Origin of the sequence: Streptomyces sp. NPDC091371 (genome assembly GCF_040684275.1) — a bacterium.
GTDB lineage: Bacteria > Actinomycetota > Actinomycetes > Streptomycetales > Streptomycetaceae > Streptomyces.
The window spans coordinates 58,969-75,666 of the sequence record NZ_JBFBFP010000031.1; the positions used below are offsets into that span (position 1 = coordinate 58,969).

The window sequence follows — 16,698 nt, forward strand, 5'->3', positions numbered from 1 at the left end:
GTCCACACCGTCCGTCAGCGACGCGTTCGGCCGGCGCCGCAGGCGGCGTCCAGGCAGCGGCCCGCGCAGTCGTGTCGGCGCCGACCGGAACGGTGGCGGAACATCCTGGCTCCACCACCGTTCCATATCGCTCATTGCCGGAAGGCGCGGTTCATCTCCGCGATCCGCCCGGCGTGGTAGCGGATGCTGGGGTCGATCGTTCGGGCGTCCGGCGGCAGGACGTCCGCCTGTGCCTTGATCTTGTCGGTCAGTACGGGCTGGTCCGCACCGGTGAGCCGCAGAACGCCGCGAGTGACACTGGCCGCGCCCAGGACCCGCAGCGTGCCCGGCGCGTCGCTGAGGCCGTTGACCTCCGTGCCGTCCGGTCCGAGCACGGCGACCAGCCGGGTGCCGGAGCCCAGCAGTGCGGCTGCGCCGCCGGGGTAGTCGGCCTCCTGGCCGATGGTGTAGACGATACGGCTGAAGGTGGAGGGGCGGCCCTGGAGATCGGTCGTGCCGAAGCGGCCGGTGGTGGTGTACCGGATGGTGACGGGCAGGTCGGTCGTACGAAGGGTCGGCTCCCAGACCGGCAGGGAGAAGGCCCCGATCGACGGCAGGGTGTTGCGCCGGTTGAAGCCGCCGCTGACGAAGGTGAGGTCCCTCTGGATCTCCGCCTTGCGGGCCGGGGTGGCCGAATCCCATTCGGCGCGCAGCCCCTTGGGGTCCAGGGCGCCTTCCGGGCCCTTCGGGTAGTCGGCGGCGAGTTTCGCCGGGCGGGCGCCCCAGGTGACCTGACGGGTGACGTAGTGGGCCTGTTCGACTTCGGAGGCGCCCCCCGCGCCGCCGCCGACCACGAGCAGGTCGTCGTCCGGACGGTAGTCGGCGCTGGTGTTCTGGCCGCCGTACTGGACCCGGTGTGCCCGGGCGAGGCCGTCGAGGCGGCTCAGCGTCTGCGGCGGGAGGGTGGTGCGGTCGACGGGCTCACCGCTCGCGGTCAGGATGACGCCGCCGGTCATCGGGTGGACCGAGTACGAGGAGTCCGGGTCGGTGACGAACCTGGGGTCACGGTAGCCCTCGGGCCGGAAGCCGAGCCGGGCTCGCAGGTCCGGATCCAGAGTCTCCGGGTCGACGGCCGCCCCGTCCGGGGCATAGACCGTACGGGTTTGCGGATCAACCGAGTAGCGGGACTCCGTATCGATCACGCGGCGTTCGGTGGGCCGGCCCTGGGGGTCGAGCAGGAAGGGCTCGTACAGCCTCTTCGGCGTGCCCTCGACGTTCTGCACGCCGAGCAGCCAGCTTGCGTTCACGGGCAACTGCCCGGTGTACGGCTCGCCCTGGGGATCGAGGACCCGCGTGTCACCGGCCGGGCCGAATGCCACTTGGTAGCCCGTACCCGGATCGATGAAGGTCCGACCGGCCAGCTGCTCGCCGGCCGCCTGCGGGATCCTGGGCGGGCCGAGACCGGTGGCCAGGTCCAGCGAGCGCGCGTACAGCGTCCGCCGGCCGCCGGTCGTCAGGCGGTACTTGGCTTCGGCAGGCCAGTTGGCCGCGGCCGTCCCGTCCGGCCGAGCTTCGATGCCGGTGACGTTCGCCTGGTACGTGGGCATCCCGGCCAGGGCCCGGGCCACACCGACCGCCCGCCCGAAGGCGGTGGACATCACGAAGTCGTTGCGGTCCTCGGCGAAGTCACCGGGCTGGAAGGGGGCACCCGGCAGCTCGTTGTCCATCGCGGGCTGGGTGAGGCGGAAGTCCCCGAGACCGTTGACCACTCCGTAGCCCGCGGCCACCGTCAGGACGGGCGGCACATCGGCGCCGGCGCTGGTGACCGGGGGCAGCGTGAGGTAGTCGATCGTGGCCGCCCATCCGCCGCCGACAATCACGTGAGGGATGACCGGCAGCTGCGCATCACGCGCGTTCAGGGATTTCGTCAGCTCGGCGTCCGCGGCCGTCCGCTGGGCGATCACGCCGTCGGCTTGTTCGCGCAGGACACGGCGCTCGCAGTCCCGTTCGGCGCGAATGTCCTTCAGGGCCGCCTGTGAGCCGGCCTGTCGGGCCAGCTCGAGCACCTTGTCGAGAGCGGCGGCGGAACCGGGCGACAGCGCGCGGACGGAGGCGGCCCGCGCCGTCGCGGCCGCCACGCCGGCCGGCGGCGCGTTGCCTTCCATACGATGCACGGGGCGGGCCGGTTCCTCGTCGAGCAGGCCCATCGCGACGGCGGAACCGAGCGCGGCCGACTTCACCCGGGCCGTGGCGGTGGGGAGTTGGTCGCCGAGGATCTTCAGGACTGTGATCCGGCCGAGGTCCCTGGGACTGAGCGGGATGCGGCCGGTGCTGTCGGCGGTGGTGAGCACACCCTCGTTCAGTCCGCTCGTGACGTCGAGCCGCCGGTTCTGCGACCTGTCGGAGACGATCGCCGCCACCTCCGTGAGCCGGGCGGCGACCGCCAGCCGGATCAGATCGACCGTCGCCCGGTCGGAGACCCGCACCACGGCCGCGCTCGGCCCGAGAAAGTGCGCGGTCGCCACCGGCGCGTAGGCAAGCGTGCCCGGCATCCGTGCGGGCTCCACGCCGACCGTGAAAGACCCCTGGCCGTCGGGGAGCAGTACCCGGTTCCCCGCCACCCGGGCCCCGGCGGGGAGAGGCCCGGCGGTCAGCGCGGCCGTGATGGCGACCGCCGTGCGGCCGGCACTCGCCGTACTGAGCTCCTTGCCACCGAAGTCGAGGCCGGCGGAGGCATGGGCGATCGGCCCCGGGGCCGCACATGCCGCGGCGCGTTCTCGGAGTTCCGCGTTGAGCGCGTGCGCGCTCTGAGCGGCCGGGCCGAGCGAACCTCCGAGCACGGCACCGATGCCGCACCACAGGGAAAACGTCCGCCTGAGCCGTGGGAAGTCACCATGCATGGAAGCCAGGCCCTCCTGTCAGCGTGGGCAGCCCCAGACAGCCCACGTCACCACGGTGGGGAATGATCGCAGCACGCGAGGTGACATCAAGGAGGGAGTCGGAGGAATCACCCGCCTGATCGTTTCGCCGTCGCCCGAATGCCCGCCGTCCGGGCGGTGGCGGCCTCGCAAACAAGGTGAGCCCCGGGAAGCCCCCGGCCGTGTGCGGGTGAACCGCATACGGCTGAGGGGCTTCCCGGACGGCACCCTCCATTCGGCGGGGCCGGCAGCCTCAGACGCGGGGACGGCCGACGGCTTGCTGGTAGCGGAACAGACCGGCGGGGTCGTAGCGTCGCTTGACGGCGACCAGGCGGTCGTAGTTGCGGCCGTAATAGGCGTGCTGCCAGTCGTGCAGGTCCGGGTCGGGGAAGTTGACGTAGGCCGCGCTGGTGGACAGGCGGCGGCGGAGCATGTGATGGGCGGTGCGCGTCTGTTCCAGGAGGGCGCGTACCTCGCCGGGCGGAGTGCCGGGCTTCCAGTGGGTGCCGATGTCGATCACGAAGGTCGCGCCGCGGTGCGGGTAGGCCGTCTCGTCCGGACGGGGCGCGGCGCTGTCGCCGCCCATGGCGAACAGGGTCACGTAGCCGGTGGCCCGTCCGGGTCCGGGCTGCCAGCCGCGTGTCCAGTCGGCGATGGCGGCCACCGAGTCGGGGGTGGGCCACTCGTCGGGGACGAGGGACTTGGAGGCGTAGGCCTCCTTCGCTCCGAGGGGTTCCATGAGGTAGTCCTGCGCGTGCCAGAATCCGCGTTCCTCGATGAAGGTCCGCGTCGGCCGCAGCTGCAGAAGGGGGGTGAACAGGCGTCGCAGGGCGTTCTCATCGCCGAGCCGCTGCCCGAGGAGCCAGAGCGTGGTGGTGCCGTCGCCGGCGTGCTTGAAGCCGACCCGGACGTCGAAGTCGTTGTCGCGGTCCGCGTCGAGGATGTGCCGCAGTTCTTCCATCACCTGGACGCCCGCGTCCAGTGCGAACGTCAGGTCGAAGACGGTGGCGCGCAGCCGGGCGACGGACACGGCGTCGAAGACGAAGCCGGTGTTGATGCCGAAGTTGCCGCCGGCTCCGCCCCGGCAGGCCCAGAACAGGTCGGCGTTCTCGTCGTCGGCCGCGCGTACCAGCGTCCCGTCGGCAAGCACGACCCGGGTCTCGGTGAGCCGGTCGCAGGTCAGACCCCATTTACGGTCGTTGAACCCGAGCCCGCCGCCGAGGGTCAGCCCGGCGACGCCCACTTCCGGGCAACGCCCACCGGGGAAGTACAGGTTGGCCGCACGGGCCGCGTACACGTCCGAGTTCGTGCCGCCGCCCCCCAGACGCAGCCGCTGCCCTTGTGGAACCACCTCCTTCAGCGCGCGCAGACTGATCACCAGTCCGGGAGTGGTGGAGTAGCCCGCGTAGTTGTGCCCCCCGGAGCGAGGCGCGAAGGGCACGCCGTGCTTGGCGCACCACCGGATCGCGGTTGCCACGTCGCCCTCGGTCGCGCAGGCGAGGACACCGGCCGGGCGGACGGATGCGTAACGTTGATTGTCGGGAGTCGCCCGTGCTGCGTACTCCGCACCCCCCGGGCGGTAGAGACCGGCGCCCGCACTGAGGCTCCGCCTCAGTTCACGCCACGCGGCCGGCTCGACACCGTCGCCCGCGAAGAGAGGACGGGCGGCGGCCGCGCCCCCACCGCCGAGCCCGATCAGGCTTCCGGCGGCCACGACGGCCGCCCCGGTCCGCAGTACTTCTCGTCGGCTGGTCTCCACAGGCGAACCCCTTCGAGGTGAGCTCGGGCACCGGCAGGCCCCGGGCGGCGACAACAGCCGCGAGTGGCCCCATCGGCCGCTGCGCACCCCAGCCGACCACTGGATTCCCGATCCCTCGGGGACGTGATCGTTTCTGCGGCGGGGAGGACCACCCGCCTGGCCGAACACGAGGCCATCTGCAGCCGGTGGCCGTGGCCGACGGGTTTCCGTCGGCCACGGCCACCGGCTGGCGTTGCCGATACCCGGCCCCCGCAGCGTTGCCGGGTGCGGGGGCTCGTCAGCCGTCGTCGCGGATGCACACCGCGTATGCGGTGTCGCGGGTTCTTCCCGGCGGTCTTGATGGCAGCGTCGACGATTCCCCTGTGCGGCTTCCTTCAGCACGAAAAAGAAGGGGACTGGGCGGCCCGTGCCCGCGCTGGAGCCTCGCTTAGGGAAGGCCGGGCCAGTTGGCGGCGATCGGCTTCGGGTAGCCCTCGTCGACCTTGTCCGCCGCGATGTCGTAACGGACGTACTCGGAACCGCGGAAGAAGTACGCCTTGCCGTTGTTCCACACCACGCCGCCGTCGAGGTCCGAGTCCCACAGGCCGGGCCAGTTGCCGGCGATCGGCTTCGGGTAGCCCTCGTCGACCTTGTCCGCCGCGATGTCGTAACGGACGTACTCGGAACCGCGGAAGAAGTAAGCCTTGCCGTTGTTCCACATCACGGCGGCGTCGATGTGGGAGGGGAACAGGCCCTTCCAGTGGGTGGCAATCTTCTTCGGGTAGCCCTCGTCGACCTTGTCGGCCGCCATGTCGAAGCGGACGTACTCGGTGCCGCGGAAGAAGTACGCCTTGCCGTTGTTCCACACCACGCCGGCGTCGACGCGGGAGGGGAACAGGCCCGTCCAGTTGCCGGCGATTCGCGCCGGGTAGCCGGGGTCGACCTTGTCCTTGGTGACGTCGTAGCGGTAGTAGTTCCCGCCGTCGAACAGGTACGCCTTGTTGTTGTTCCAGAGCACTGGTGCGGTCACCATCTGCCGAACACCTCCTGAGTGTCGTGGTCGCGCTGGGGGCTTGCCGCTGTCAACGTTCCACACCCGTCCGGCGCGAAGAAGGATCACCCGGAGCTTGATCGTTCCTGCAATGGACATGACCACCCGCACGGCCCAGTAGTCTGCCCGGCGTGCCACAGGCGTCCACCAACATGGCTTATTCAAGGGCGAATTGCTGGAACCTTTCAGCAACGGGCCGACGGTGAGCCGTCAACCCCCACCCCACCGACGGAGGTGGGGGCTGAGAGGGGTCGACAAGCTCAGCAGGCCGCGACAGGGTTGTCGTTCATGATCGCGCACACCATGACGGAGCCCCGGTTGTTGTCCGCGTACCGTTCGAGAAGTGCGGCCCGGAACGACTCCCACTGGCGTGCGATGTCACGTGTGGCCAGCGTGCGCGCCTTGTTGAAGTTGTCACCGATGAGGGACCGCGGTGAGCCCGCGGCGTCCTTGGCCAGGGTTCCGTCGTGCATGACACGCCCAGTGCAGTCGGCCAGGGTGTAGTCGGACTGGAAGTCCTTGTAGCAGCCAGTGGTCAGATCCCTCGGGATCAAGCGGGCCACCTGGGCCCGCCAGGCGTTCGTCCCCAGGGTGCTGTAGCGGCGGATGTCGAAGAAGGGGGCCACGACGGTGCGGCGCAACCCAACGGGGTTGGTCACGCCGACGGGCCGGGTCTGGTCGTGTTCGTCGGCGTAGTTGCTGTGCGAGTAGAAGTCCTCGATGGGATGCCATCCCCGGCCGAGGTGTTCGAGCACGTTGCACTTGGCCGTGCCCTCGTCGCTGTCGTCGAAGTCACACGGCGCGAACAGGTCGACCTGGTTGGGCCTGACGCGGCCGTCCGGGTCAACGAGACCGTCGGCGAGGGACAGGGCCCTTTTGAACCGGGCGACGGAGCTCCCGACGCACGCCAGGAGCTCGTCGGTGGCTTGCTCGCGGGTACGCGGGTAGGGCGCGGCGCCCGGGGGGCTCTGGAGGAAGTCGGCGTTGTCGCAGTGCATGGGCCCCAGGTCGAAGTAGGCGCCCTGGTCATCGGCGACGATCGCACCGCTCTTGGCGTTGGCGAGCAAGTCCAGCGACACCAGGTCGAAGCCGTCGAGCGCCTCGCGCGTGATCCGCTCGTGGTTCCCACCGGTGAAGGCGTACGCGGGCGGCGCCATCGGCGCCAGGCCGAGGAGCGCAGATGCAAGGACAGCGCCCGCCGCCCAGGCGAGGTAGCGGCGGCGGAGCGAGGACGTCCTGGTACTCGATGCCATACGAGCGGGATTGCTCATGGTGTGCCTCCGAACACGAACGGGCGCGCCGCCGGACACGGTGGCGCGCGAAACTGACGGTGATGCGACCGGCGCTCACCGCGCCACGCGTGGGTTGTAGCGGTGCCGAGAGCCCCGCGGACAGGCCCCGGGAGCGCAACTCACCCGGCTGAGGCTCGGCTTTCACCGCAGACACCTCACGAAGCCAGGCGTCAAGTTGACGCTGCACAGCGGGCGTGGGCTTCGCGAAAGAGGTTGTGGACATGGCAAAATGCGAGACATGACCATTCGAAAGGCCCATGCCTCGTAGGCCCCCTGGCCGGCTCCGACACGAGTCGTCTCATCACAGCAGGCAGTCCCGGCCACGGGCGGCGGCAGCGTCCTTCCAGGACACCGCGGCGTTCTGTCCTGGGACCGCAATCGGACAGGTACGCCGTAACGCACTGATCCCGGCAGAGTCGTATGAGGTCTGGAGACCGCTGGCCTCCTTGCTCCCCGAACACGCGGCGGGCCTCTGCCAACCAGCGAGCTACGTGAACTGCACTCAGCTGATGCGGACGAGCCCGTACAACCTCTGGGTACGCCTACGAAGTCTGCTTGCCGAACGCGGGCTGATCGTCTCCACCACCGTCCTCGTCTACCTCTTTCCTGACGGGGCCCACACGGAGGCCGGTGTCGTTCTGTCAGACGGGGGTCACGTCTACGAGTTCGTCATCGACTACAACCGGATGGGGGTGGGTTCCGAACTCAACGCCGTCATCGCGCAGTGGCATGACATCACCAGCCACTGGCAGGCGCACCCATTTAGCGCCGAGATCGCAGACGCGTTCATTTGGCGACCACCCGCACGGCGTACCCACCTCGCCCTCGCCAAAGGGGCACCTCGTGTCAGCTGATCAGCGCCTCACGCCGCCAGCGGGGCCTGCACCACGGTGGATGAGAAGGCCGCTTGTTCATCGAACAGTTCGCGCTGCTGGAGGCAATGGTGGAGTTGGCCGATCAGGCTGTTGAAGACGTTGCGCAGGGCGGAGGCGTGCCAGTCGCCGCGTTCGTCGCGGCGGTGGCGGTAGCGGGCCATGGCTCCGGGTGAGGCGCGAAGGGCCGAGAAGGCCCAGAGATAGCCGGCGTGGTTGAGCCGGTCGTTCTTGATGCGGCGGCGGGTGATGTTGCACTTCTTGCCGGAGGCCCGGGTGATGGGCGACGACCCAGCGTAGGCTTTCAGCCCGCGGGCATCGGCGAACCGGTTCCGGTCGTCGCCGATCTCGGCGAGCACGCGGGCTCCGAGCTGGGTCCCGAGTCCCGGGAAGCTCAGGATGATCTCCGCGTCCTTGTGTTGGAGGAAGGCCTCCTCCACGGCCTGGGCGAGGTCGTCTACGGCGGTGCAGGCGGCTTCCAGCTGTGCGAGGAGTGCAAGCATCTGCCTGCCCAGGGCCTTCTCCACGAGCGGCGGATGGTGAGCCCACTCGGCTCGGAAGATCTCCCGGAGCCGCTCGGTCTCGGCCTCGATTCCCCGCTGGCGGCCAGCACGCCGGAGGGCGGCGGCGATCTGGGGGCGGGTCAGGCGGGCAGCGTCGGCAGGAGTCGGCGCCGCCTTGAGCAGGGCGAGGGCCTCCGGCCGGCACAGGCCGTTCTTCCAGTGCACGACAGCGGCCAGAGCGGCAGGGTAGTACTCGCGGAGCAGGGAGCGGAGCTGGTTGCCGACCTGCTGGCGATTCCACGTGGCGTCCTGCTGGGCGCGGGCGAGGACGGCGACGGCGCGGGCCTGGTCGGAGTCGTCCGGCAGGGGCCGGTGGGCATGGATGTCGGTACGGAGGATGTTCGCCAGGACGAGGGCGTCGCCGAGATCGGACTTCTTCCTGGAGACGGAGTGGCGGTCGCGATACCGGGCGGCGGCCAGCGGGTTGATCGCGTAAACCTGCCGGTCGCCTGCCCGGAGGACGGCCACGAGTAACCCGCGGTTGGTCTCGATCGCAACCGGGATGAGGGCGTCCCGGGTGTCTTCATGCTCGGCGAGCAGGTCCAGCAGCACCTGGTAGCCAGCCGGGTCGTCGGTGACGCGTCGCTTGGCCAGCAGCTGGCCGGACTCGTCGATCAGCACCACGTCGTGATGGTTCTCGGCCCAGTCGATTCCGCAGTAGATCAAAGGGTCCCTCCCCGGAAGGCTCGATGTTTGCGCTGGTCACGAGCGCATGCGGGCCACGCAGCGTTCTAATTCCAGGCCTCGGCCACGAGGACCGGACCGCCACCTCACTAGCTGTTCGTGACACCAGCGCACCGCGCGGGCCTCGGTCCACTGCGGGAGCTCGACGGGCTCGGACAGATCGAGAGGTCACCGTGCGACGGGCTCGCACCACAAACACCAACGAGTGAACAATGGCTGAGTGATGACGACCGGCCAGATCAACGCGACCCGGTCTGCGGTAAGGCCTCAAGGGCCCGAAACGATGTAGATCTCCGCCCAAATCTGCCCGGCCGTCACCACGCCACACGCCGGAGCATCCTCACCCAGACGCTGGAGCAGCACTCCAGCCGATTGAGCTGACCGGGCTGCTAAGAACGAATTAGAAACGATCAGAGGATGGGCCAACCGGCGGTGCGGCACGTGTGGTGCGTGACGCGCTCGTTCGGGTGCACCGCGTCTCCTTGGACCGTGCCGTGGGCCGGAGAGCCGGAACGGGTGCGCTACCCATGAACGGACGGGGCCTTCGGCTTCGTTGCGGCCACAGGGTCAACGGCCTGGAGGGTCGATGGGTAGCGAAGACGTACTACTACGCTCTGATCGAAACGACCGAGGGCAGACCGGTGTAGATCTCCTTGTCCTCAGGAGACGAAGAATCCACTGAGGTTTCCGGAGCCCGGGTCCTTGGCACGGTAACAAGGGAAACCTACTGGTCACGGGCTCGTGAGAGGCGTGGTGGTCGCCTGTGGTCGCAGGCTGGAGGTACCCCCCTTCCCTCCGCCTCCCGGAGGCGATCCCCATGCGTACCAGCGTCGGCCGCGGCCGTGTCTACCGCCGCTGCGGCTGCAGGAACGCCCAGCACCACCAGCTCGGTGCCCACTGCCCCCACCTGGTCACCGACAGCGAGCACGGCACCTGGAGCTTCGCCATTGACGTCCCCACCCCTGACCGCCGCCGCACCACGGTGCGCCGGGGCGGATTCGCCACCCAGGACACCGCCGAGCAGGCCCTGGGCCGCTTCCTCGAGGGAGAGGCCGGCGGATACAACGCCGACCCCAACCAGACCGTCGCCGCCTACCTCAGCCAATGGCTGGAGGCGAAGGCACTCGTGCTGAAGCCCACCACCATGGCCCGCTACCGCGACTACGTCCGCAACGACCTCATCCCCGCCTTCGGCACCCTCAAGCTCGACCAGCTCGCCCACCGCCACATCTCCGCCTACGTCACCCGCCAGGTCACCGCCGGCCGAGGCCGCACCACCCTCTATCGCTCCCTGGCCACCCTCTCCAGCGCCCTCGGCGACGCCGTCCGCCAACACCGCCTCCCCCACAACCCCGCCAGTCCCCCGGTCCTGCGCCGCCCACCGGCACCGGAGCGACGCATCTGGACAGCCGAGGAGGCCGCCCGCTTCCTCGCCCACTGCCACCAGGCCGATCCCGAGATGGCCGACCTGTTCGAGTTCCTCATCGGCACCGGCATGCGCAAAGGGGAAGCCCTCGGCCTCCACTGGAACGACGTCCACCTGACAGAAGGTGTCCTCTACGTGCGCTGCACCCTCTCCGCCATCAACAACAACCGCCTCGTCATCACCACCCCGAAGACCCGCTCGAGCCGCGGCTGGGTCGCCATCTCACCCCGCGTCGCCACCGCCCTCCGGCACCACGCTCGAACGACGCCCCGTACCAGGGGTGATCCTGACGACCCGTTCACCGGACTCGTCTTCTGCCGACCCGACGGCCGGCCCCTCGGACCGCACCACGTCCTCGACCGGCTCCATCAACTGTCCAAAGAAGCAGGCGTTCCTCGGATCACGGTCCACGACCTGCGGCACCTGGCCGCCACGATCACCATCACCGCCGGCGTGCCCCTGACCGTCGTCTCCAAAACGCTGCGGCACTCCACCCTGTCGACGACCGCGAACATCTACAGCCACCTCACCCGCCAGGCAGCCCGCGAAGCCGTCGACACCATCGACCACACCCTCACCGAAGCCGAGAAGGCCAGTCATGAAACAGGCCATAAGGCGTGGCTGCGACCACCACGCGACCACATCCACCGGCTCGGTGAGGTTGTCCGCCGGCTCCGCTACCCCGTACCGCCTGCCTTCAGCGCTGCGGCCTCCCGGCCGCAGACCGGACGTGCGACCACATTGCGACCACCACGGCTCCGGACGCACGAAAGGCCGTCCTCTCACGGATGAGAGAACGGCCTCCGACCTGCTAAAAGCATGGTCGGGACGACAGGATTTGAACCTGCGACCCCTTGACCCCCAGTCAAGTGCGCTACCAAGCTGCGCCACGTCCCGATGCCCGCTGACCTGGGGTTTCCCCCGGTTGCAGGCGCAGGAGAACAATACCGCACTTCGTGGGGTGGTCGCGCGCAGGTTTCGTCCGCGCGGTCAGCCGCTGCCGTCGGGGAGGAGTTCCGGGTGGGCGGCGGCCAGGCGTTTGGGGGCTGTCTGGAGCCAGGAGTCGGTCAGGATGGCCCGCAGCTCGGCCGCGTCCCGCACGGCCGCCAGGCGGACTCGGAGCCAGGCGTAGTTGTCGTCGTGGCCTTCGCGGAGGAAGAACTTCTCCGGCTCCGCCGCGATCAGCTCCGCCCGGTCCTCCTTCGGGCACTTCACCCCGATCGACGTGTCGTCGTCGGCCAGCGACACGAAGATCTTGCCGCTCACCCGGAAGGTCGGCATGCCCCAGGCGAGCTTTTCGCTGCTGTCCGGGAGCGACAGCGCGATCGTACGGACGTCCTGGGCGGTCGTGGCCATCCCGGGTCTCCTCTCCGGCGGCGGGCCTCGTCCCCCCGACGGTAGACCCCGCCGCCGACAGTCGCGTGCCGGAGCGGGCTCACGCCCTGCGGTCCTCCCGCTCGTGCAGCAGCCCCACCAGATCCGCGGCGAGGGCCTTCGCCGTGGCCAGGCCCTCCGTGCCCCAGCGCCGGGGGACCACGTCCACCGCGCAGACGGTGCCCAGGACGATCCCCCGCCGGTCGATCAGGGGCGCTCCCGCGTACGAGCGGACCCCGCTCTCGTCCACGACGGCGTTGCCCGCGAAGCGCGCGAAGTCGCGTACGTCCTCCAGCACCAGCGCCCGCCTGCGGACCACCACGTGCGGGCAGTAGCCGTGGTCGCGGGGCAGGACCCGCGCCGGGTAGCCGCTCGCCGGGGCGTCTGCGGCATGGTGCAGGCCGGCGAAGAACTGCCGTTCCTCGCCGATGAAGTTGACCCCCGCGTACGGGGCGTCGAGGGCGTCGGCCACGCGGCGCGCGAAGGCGTCCAGTTCGGGGTCCGTCCGCTCCCCCAGGCCCAGCTCGCGCAGCCGGACGACGCGCGCGGGCGCCTCCCGGTCCACGGGCGTGAGCAGCAGGTGTCCGGTCGATTCGTAGTAGGTCATGGCGGTTCCCCCGATTCGTTGGACAGGCACAGCAGGTGGCGGACGAGGGCGGCGAGCGTTCCCGTCCCGGAGCTGGTCAGGCGCGCGTCGCACCGTACGACGGGCACCTCGGGCCCGAGCCCCACCGCCTCGCGGACCTCGTCGGGCGCGTAGCGGTGGCCCTCGTCGAACTCGTTCACGGCGAGGACGAAGGCGATCCCGCGCCGCTCGAAGAAGTCCACGGCGGGGAAGCAGTCGGCGAGCCGGCGGGTGTCGGCGAGCACCACCGCCCCGAGTGCGCCCGCGCACATCTCCTCCCACAGGAACCAGAAGCGGTGCTGGCCGGGCGTGCCGAAGAGGTAGAGGACGTGCTGGTCGTCGAGGGTGATCCGGCCGAAGTCGAGGGCGACGGTGGTGGTGGACTTGGCCTCGACGCCGTAGAGCGGGTCGTCGGCCGCGCCCAGGTCGCTGAGCAGCTCCTCCGTGCTCAGCGGCTCGATCTCGCTGACCGCGCTCACGAAGGTGGTCTTGCCCGCGCCGAACCCGCCCGCGACCAGGATCTTCAGGGTCGCGGGCACCGCCGCGGGGGCGTCACAGTCGTTTGCGCAGTCCATCGAGCACCGCCCGGAGCAGTTTCTGGTCGGCGGCGGCGAACGCGTCGCCGCCCGGGAAGGGGACGGGGGTCGTAGGGGCAGGGGCGGGGGCAGTGGCGGGGAAGCGGGGGGCCTGCGCCGTGACGGCCCCGTGCTCCACCAGGTCGGCCAGCAGTACCTTCACCACCGCCGCCGGCAGCCGCAGCTGCCCGGCCACCTCGGCGACCGTGACCGCCGCGGCGCCGGCGCAGCACCGGAGCGCGAGGGTGTGCTCGGCCCCGAGGGGGACGCGCGGCCGGACGCCGGTCGCGGTCACCAGGGACAGCAGGTCGAGCGCGACGCCCGGCCGGGTGCGGCCGCCGCTGGCGGTGTACGGGCGCATCACCCGGCCCGCCGTGTCGTCGAGCCAGGGTGTGTCCCGGTACGAGGTTCCGTGTCCGTGCTCCCCCCTCGTACGGGCCCTCATCGCTCCGGGTCGGCGGCGGGCCGCCGCGGCGGGGCCGCCAGGTACGGTCGTACGCTCTTGACCAGCATCGCCATCTCGTAGCCGAGTACGCCGGCGTCGGCCTCCCGGTCGGCGAGCACGGCCAGGCAGGTGCCGGAGCCGGCGGCAGAGACGAAGACGAGCGCGGTGTCGAGCTCGACCACGACCTGCCGCACCTCCGCGCCGTCCCCGAAACGGGAGCCGGCGCTGCGGCCGAGGGAGTACAGCCCGGACGCGAGGGCCGCCAGGTGGTCGGCACTGTCCGCGTCCAGGCCGTGTACGCAGGTCACGAGCCCGTCGGCGGTGAGCAGTACGGCACTGCGCGTGTACGGCACGCGCTGCACCAGGCCGCTGAGCAGCCAGTCGAGGTCCGAGAGCCGGCTGCCGGTCTTGGTCGCCACTTCGCCGCTCATGGGGTGCGCTCCTTGCCGAGGTGAGGGGTGGGGGTAGGGGTGGGGGTGGACTGCGCGAGGCCGAAGCCGCGCTGGAAGGCGGCCATCAGGCCGGGGTCGTGCACGGGCTGCTCGGCGTCGTCGGCCGGGCGTCGGGGCGCGGGGGCCTCGCGCAGCTGGGGTGCCAGGTGCTGCTGCGCCCGCCGCCGGGGCAACTCGGGCCGCTCGCCTGCGGCACGCCCGGCGGACAGCACGGGCCGGCTCCCGCCGCCGGGACCGGCCGCGGCCTCGGGCCCGGTGCGGATCAGCGTCCCGGGGGCGGGGGCGGGTGGAAGGGCGGCGCCGGACCGGCTTCCGAGCACGGGTTCGGCCAGGTCCGCGCCCGCGGCCCCTGGTACGGGCGTGGTTCCGCCCACACGCCGGACGGGCAGTGGCGGGAGCGCTGCCGAAGCCTCGGCTCCAGCAGCCCCGGACCGTGTCGGGCGCGGCGCCGCCGCCGCACCGAGGGCCCGGCTCCCGGCAGGGTCGGCCGAAGCCTCGCTCCGGGGCGAGGGCAGCGACGCACCCCCCTCCCGCACCCCACCCCCTGCCGCGGAACCCGCCCCGATCCCGGAACCCGGCACAGGCCCGGAGCCCGACACGGCCCCGAGGCCCGGCACAGACCGAGGATCCGGCGTGGGCTCGGCGCCCAGTACGGACCCGGGACCCGGCACAGCCCCTGGCCTCGGCGTGGACCCGGAGCCCGGCACAGACCCGGGACCCCGCGTAGACCCGGGACCCGGCACGGACCCGGGACCCGGCGTGGGCTCGGCGCCCAGTACGGACCCGGGGCCCGGCACGGCCCTGGAGCCCGGCTCGGGCTCGAACTCGGACGCGGGCGCCGCCACCGGGCCGCGCTCGGACACGGGGCCACCGCCGCACGCGGACGCGGAGCCGGACGACGAGCCCGGCTCGGGCTCGCACTCGGACGCGGGACCCACCAGCGGGCCGGGCTCGGACACGGGGCCACCGCCGAACACCGGCGCGGATCCGGACGGCGAGCCCGCCACGGGCCCAGCCCCCGGCACGGGGCCACGGCCGGGCATGGACACGGCCGCGGATCCCGACGGCGAGCCTGCCTCGGGGGCAGGTCCGGGCGAGGGCGCCTGCCCGGGTACCAGGCCCGCACCGGGCACCGGGCCGGAGCCGGGCACCGGGCCGACGCCAGGCACCGGGCCGGAGCCGAGGCCGGGCACCAGGCCGACGCCAGGCACGGGGTCGGGGCCGGGGCCGGGGCCGGGCGATGGGGTCGGGGCGGAGCCGTAGCCGAGCCTCGAGACCGGGCCGAGCCCCTGCCCCGGGGCAGCGGCAGCGGCAGCGGCACGGCCGCCCGCCGTTACGCGGCTCGGGGCGGGCCTCCCCGCAGGGGGTGCGGTGGGGTCCGGGTGCGGGGAAGGCCAGGACGGGGTCGGCAGGCGGGCTGGTTCCAGGCGGGGCGGCGGGGCCGTCTCCGGGGCCGCGGCGGCCGCGCCCAGCAGTTCCTGCGGCAGCACCAGCACCGCGAGCACGCCGCCGTAGATGTTCGACTTCAGCTCGACGGCGATCCCGTGCCGGCGGGCCAGCGCCGACACCACGTACAGGCCGATCCGCCCGTCGGCGAGGAGGTGCCGGACGCTGATCTGGTCGGGATCGCCGAGCAGCGCGTTCATCCGGTGCTGTTCCTCGGCCGGCATGCCCAGCCCCCGGTCCTCCACCTCGACCGCGATCCCGGCGGTGACCCGTTCGGCACGCACCACCACATCGGTGTCGGGGGCGGAGAACACCGTGGCGTTCTCGACCAGTTCGGCCAGCAGGTGCACCACGTCCGCGACGGCGTGGCCGCGCACGCTGCCGCCCGCCGGGGGCACCACCTTGACCCGGGTGTACTGCTCGACCTCCGCGACGGAGGACCGCAGCACCTCGCTCAGGTCGATCGGCCGCGTCCACTGGCGGCGCGACGCGGCACCCCCGAGCACGGCGAGGTTCTCGGCGTGGCGGCGGATGCGGGTGGCGAGGTGGTCGACATGGAAGAGCTCCCTGAGGAGCTCCGGGTCCTCGACCGTGTCCTCCAGGTCGTCCAGCAGCGAGATCTCGCGGTGCACGAGGGACTGAAGCCGGCGCGCGAGGTTGACGAAGACCTCCACCTTGCGCTCGCTGTCCGACGGCGCCGCCGGTCCGGCCAGCCGTACGAGCGCCGCGTGCGCCTGCTCGCGGGCCCCCCGCAGCTCCTGCGAGAGCAGCCAGAACTCGTCGATCCCCGCGGCGTCCACACCGAGCCCAGGCCCCGTCGGGCCGGCACCGCGGACCGGACGCGGTGGGGTCTCGCCCCGCTCCAGCCGCTCGGCGGCGGTGCGCAGCTCCTGGCGGCCGCGCACGCTGGAGCGGCGCAGCGCCTCGCACCGGTCCCGGACGGCCTTGGCGGCCCGCTGGGCCCCGAGCAGCGCCGCCGCGAGGGCGCCGAACACCAGCAGGGCGCAGCCGGTGAGCACCGGCCACAGCCGGGCGTCCCGCTCCCCCGCTCCCCCGCCGAGCTGCAGGGTGAAGATCACCGCGGCGGTCCCGCTGAGCCCGGCGGCGAGCGTGGGCAGCACGGCGGCGCGGATCAGCTGGGGCCGTATCTGCCGGCCGGGACCGATGGCGGCGTGTCTCGACGGGGCGTGGCGGGCTGCGCGGGGTCCGGACATCTGCGTCCTCGGTACGTGGGGCCCGGCCGCCGGCGTTCCCGGGG

The 16,698-nt window shown here is 71.7% G+C and carries 13 protein-coding genes and 1 tRNA gene; 2 read left to right on the plus strand and 12 right to left on the minus strand.

The window, feature by feature from the left end; translation table 11 throughout:
• Positions 1–131 precede the first annotated feature (131 nt).
• The 4 genes from AB0O21_RS27745 to AB0O21_RS27760 form a co-directional block, all read right to left on the minus strand.
• The gene (locus AB0O21_RS27745; protein ID WP_365175339.1) at positions 132–2,819 is read right to left on the minus strand and encodes a hypothetical protein; all 2,688 of its coding nucleotides are present in this window, start codon (positions 2,817–2,819) and stop codon (positions 132–134) included.
• A 331-nt stretch (positions 2,820–3,150) separates the two neighbouring features.
• Complete coding sequence (locus tag AB0O21_RS27750) at positions 3,151–4,656, minus strand: FAD-binding oxidoreductase (RefSeq protein ID WP_365175341.1); 1,506 nt, start codon at positions 4,654–4,656, stop codon at positions 3,151–3,153.
• A 427-nt stretch (positions 4,657–5,083) separates the two neighbouring features.
• The gene (locus AB0O21_RS27755; protein ID WP_365175343.1) at positions 5,084–5,668 is read right to left on the minus strand and encodes a hemopexin repeat-containing protein; all 585 of its coding nucleotides are present in this window, start codon (positions 5,666–5,668) and stop codon (positions 5,084–5,086) included.
• Between the two features lie 278 nt (positions 5,669–5,946).
• Positions 5,947–6,939, minus strand: a complete 993-nt coding sequence (locus AB0O21_RS27760) for a hypothetical protein (RefSeq protein WP_365175345.1) — start codon at positions 6,937–6,939, stop codon at positions 5,947–5,949.
• Between the two features lie 530 nt (positions 6,940–7,469).
• Between AB0O21_RS27760 and AB0O21_RS27765 the strand changes: the two genes are divergently transcribed.
• Positions 7,470–7,832, plus strand: a complete 363-nt coding sequence (locus AB0O21_RS27765) for a hypothetical protein (protein ID WP_365175347.1) — start codon at positions 7,470–7,472, stop codon at positions 7,830–7,832.
• Positions 7,833–7,840: 8 nt separating this feature from the next.
• On the opposite strand, the gene AB0O21_RS27770 is transcribed toward AB0O21_RS27765, so the two are convergent.
• On the minus strand, positions 7,841–9,079 hold the full coding sequence (locus AB0O21_RS27770; RefSeq protein ID WP_365175349.1) for an IS110 family transposase: 1,239 nt from the start codon (positions 9,077–9,079) through the stop codon (positions 7,841–7,843).
• Between the two features lie 835 nt (positions 9,080–9,914).
• On the opposite strand from AB0O21_RS27770, the gene AB0O21_RS27775 reads away from it, so the two are divergent.
• Positions 9,915–11,315, plus strand: coding sequence for a site-specific integrase (locus tag AB0O21_RS27775; RefSeq protein ID WP_365175351.1), 1,401 nt, complete (start codon positions 9,915–9,917; stop codon positions 11,313–11,315).
• A gap of 28 nt (positions 11,316–11,343) precedes the next feature.
• Here the strand turns inward: AB0O21_RS27775 and AB0O21_RS27780 are convergent.
• The 7 genes from AB0O21_RS27780 to AB0O21_RS27810 form a co-directional block, all read right to left on the minus strand.
• Positions 11,344–11,420 (minus strand) — tRNA-Pro (locus AB0O21_RS27780).
• A gap of 93 nt (positions 11,421–11,513) precedes the next feature.
• On the minus strand, positions 11,514–11,879 hold the full coding sequence (locus tag AB0O21_RS27785; RefSeq protein ID WP_365175353.1) for an MmcQ/YjbR family DNA-binding protein: 366 nt from the start codon (positions 11,877–11,879) through the stop codon (positions 11,514–11,516).
• A 79-nt stretch (positions 11,880–11,958) separates the two neighbouring features.
• Positions 11,959–12,504 (minus strand): GAF domain-containing protein, encoded by a 546-nt coding sequence (locus AB0O21_RS27790; RefSeq protein ID WP_365175355.1) that lies wholly within the window; start codon positions 12,502–12,504, stop codon positions 11,959–11,961.
• On the minus strand, positions 12,501–13,097 hold the full coding sequence (locus AB0O21_RS27795) for an ATP/GTP-binding protein (protein WP_365175357.1): 597 nt from the start codon (positions 13,095–13,097) through the stop codon (positions 12,501–12,503). The genes AB0O21_RS27790 and AB0O21_RS27795 overlap by 4 nt, the downstream gene beginning before the upstream one ends.
• The gene (locus AB0O21_RS27800; RefSeq protein ID WP_365175359.1) at positions 13,075–13,542 is read right to left on the minus strand and encodes a DUF742 domain-containing protein; all 468 of its coding nucleotides are present in this window, start codon (positions 13,540–13,542) and stop codon (positions 13,075–13,077) included. Before AB0O21_RS27800 ends, AB0O21_RS27795 begins: the two co-directional genes overlap by 23 nt.
• Positions 13,539–13,973 (minus strand): roadblock/LC7 domain-containing protein, encoded by a 435-nt coding sequence (locus AB0O21_RS27805; protein ID WP_365175361.1) that lies wholly within the window; start codon positions 13,971–13,973, stop codon positions 13,539–13,541. The genes AB0O21_RS27800 and AB0O21_RS27805 overlap by 4 nt, the downstream gene beginning before the upstream one ends.
• A complete protein-coding gene (locus AB0O21_RS27810; protein WP_365175363.1) occupies positions 13,970–16,654 on the minus strand; it encodes an ATP-binding protein in 2,685 nt (894 codons plus the stop codon). Before AB0O21_RS27810 ends, AB0O21_RS27805 begins: the two co-directional genes overlap by 4 nt.
• Positions 16,655–16,698: the final 44 nt, after the last annotated feature.

What these genes read in the sequence shown, in the direction of transcription:
- AB0O21_RS27775 (WP_365175351.1), top strand. Translation starts at nt 9,915, where the DNA reads ATGCGTACCAGCGTCGGCCGCGGCCGTGTCTACCGCCGCTGCGGCTGC.
- AB0O21_RS27810 (WP_365175363.1), bottom strand. Translation starts at nt 16,654, where the DNA reads ATGTCCGGACCCCGCGCAGCCCGCCACGCCCCGTCGAGACACGCCGCC.
- AB0O21_RS27795 (WP_365175357.1), bottom strand. Translation starts at nt 13,097, where the DNA reads ATGGACTGCGCAAACGACTGTGACGCCCCCGCGGCGGTGCCCGCGACC.
- AB0O21_RS27755 (WP_365175343.1), bottom strand. Translation starts at nt 5,668, where the DNA reads ATGGTGACCGCACCAGTGCTCTGGAACAACAACAAGGCGTACCTGTTC.
- AB0O21_RS27785 (WP_365175353.1), bottom strand. Translation starts at nt 11,879, where the DNA reads ATGGCCACGACCGCCCAGGACGTCCGTACGATCGCGCTGTCGCTCCCG.
- AB0O21_RS27805 (WP_365175361.1), bottom strand. Translation starts at nt 13,973, where the DNA reads ATGAGCGGCGAAGTGGCGACCAAGACCGGCAGCCGGCTCTCGGACCTC.
- AB0O21_RS27760 (WP_365175345.1), bottom strand. Translation starts at nt 6,939, where the DNA reads ATGGCATCGAGTACCAGGACGTCCTCGCTCCGCCGCCGCTACCTCGCC.
- AB0O21_RS27800 (WP_365175359.1), bottom strand. Translation starts at nt 13,542, where the DNA reads ATGAGGGCCCGTACGAGGGGGGAGCACGGACACGGAACCTCGTACCGG.
- AB0O21_RS27790 (WP_365175355.1), bottom strand. Translation starts at nt 12,504, where the DNA reads ATGACCTACTACGAATCGACCGGACACCTGCTGCTCACGCCCGTGGAC.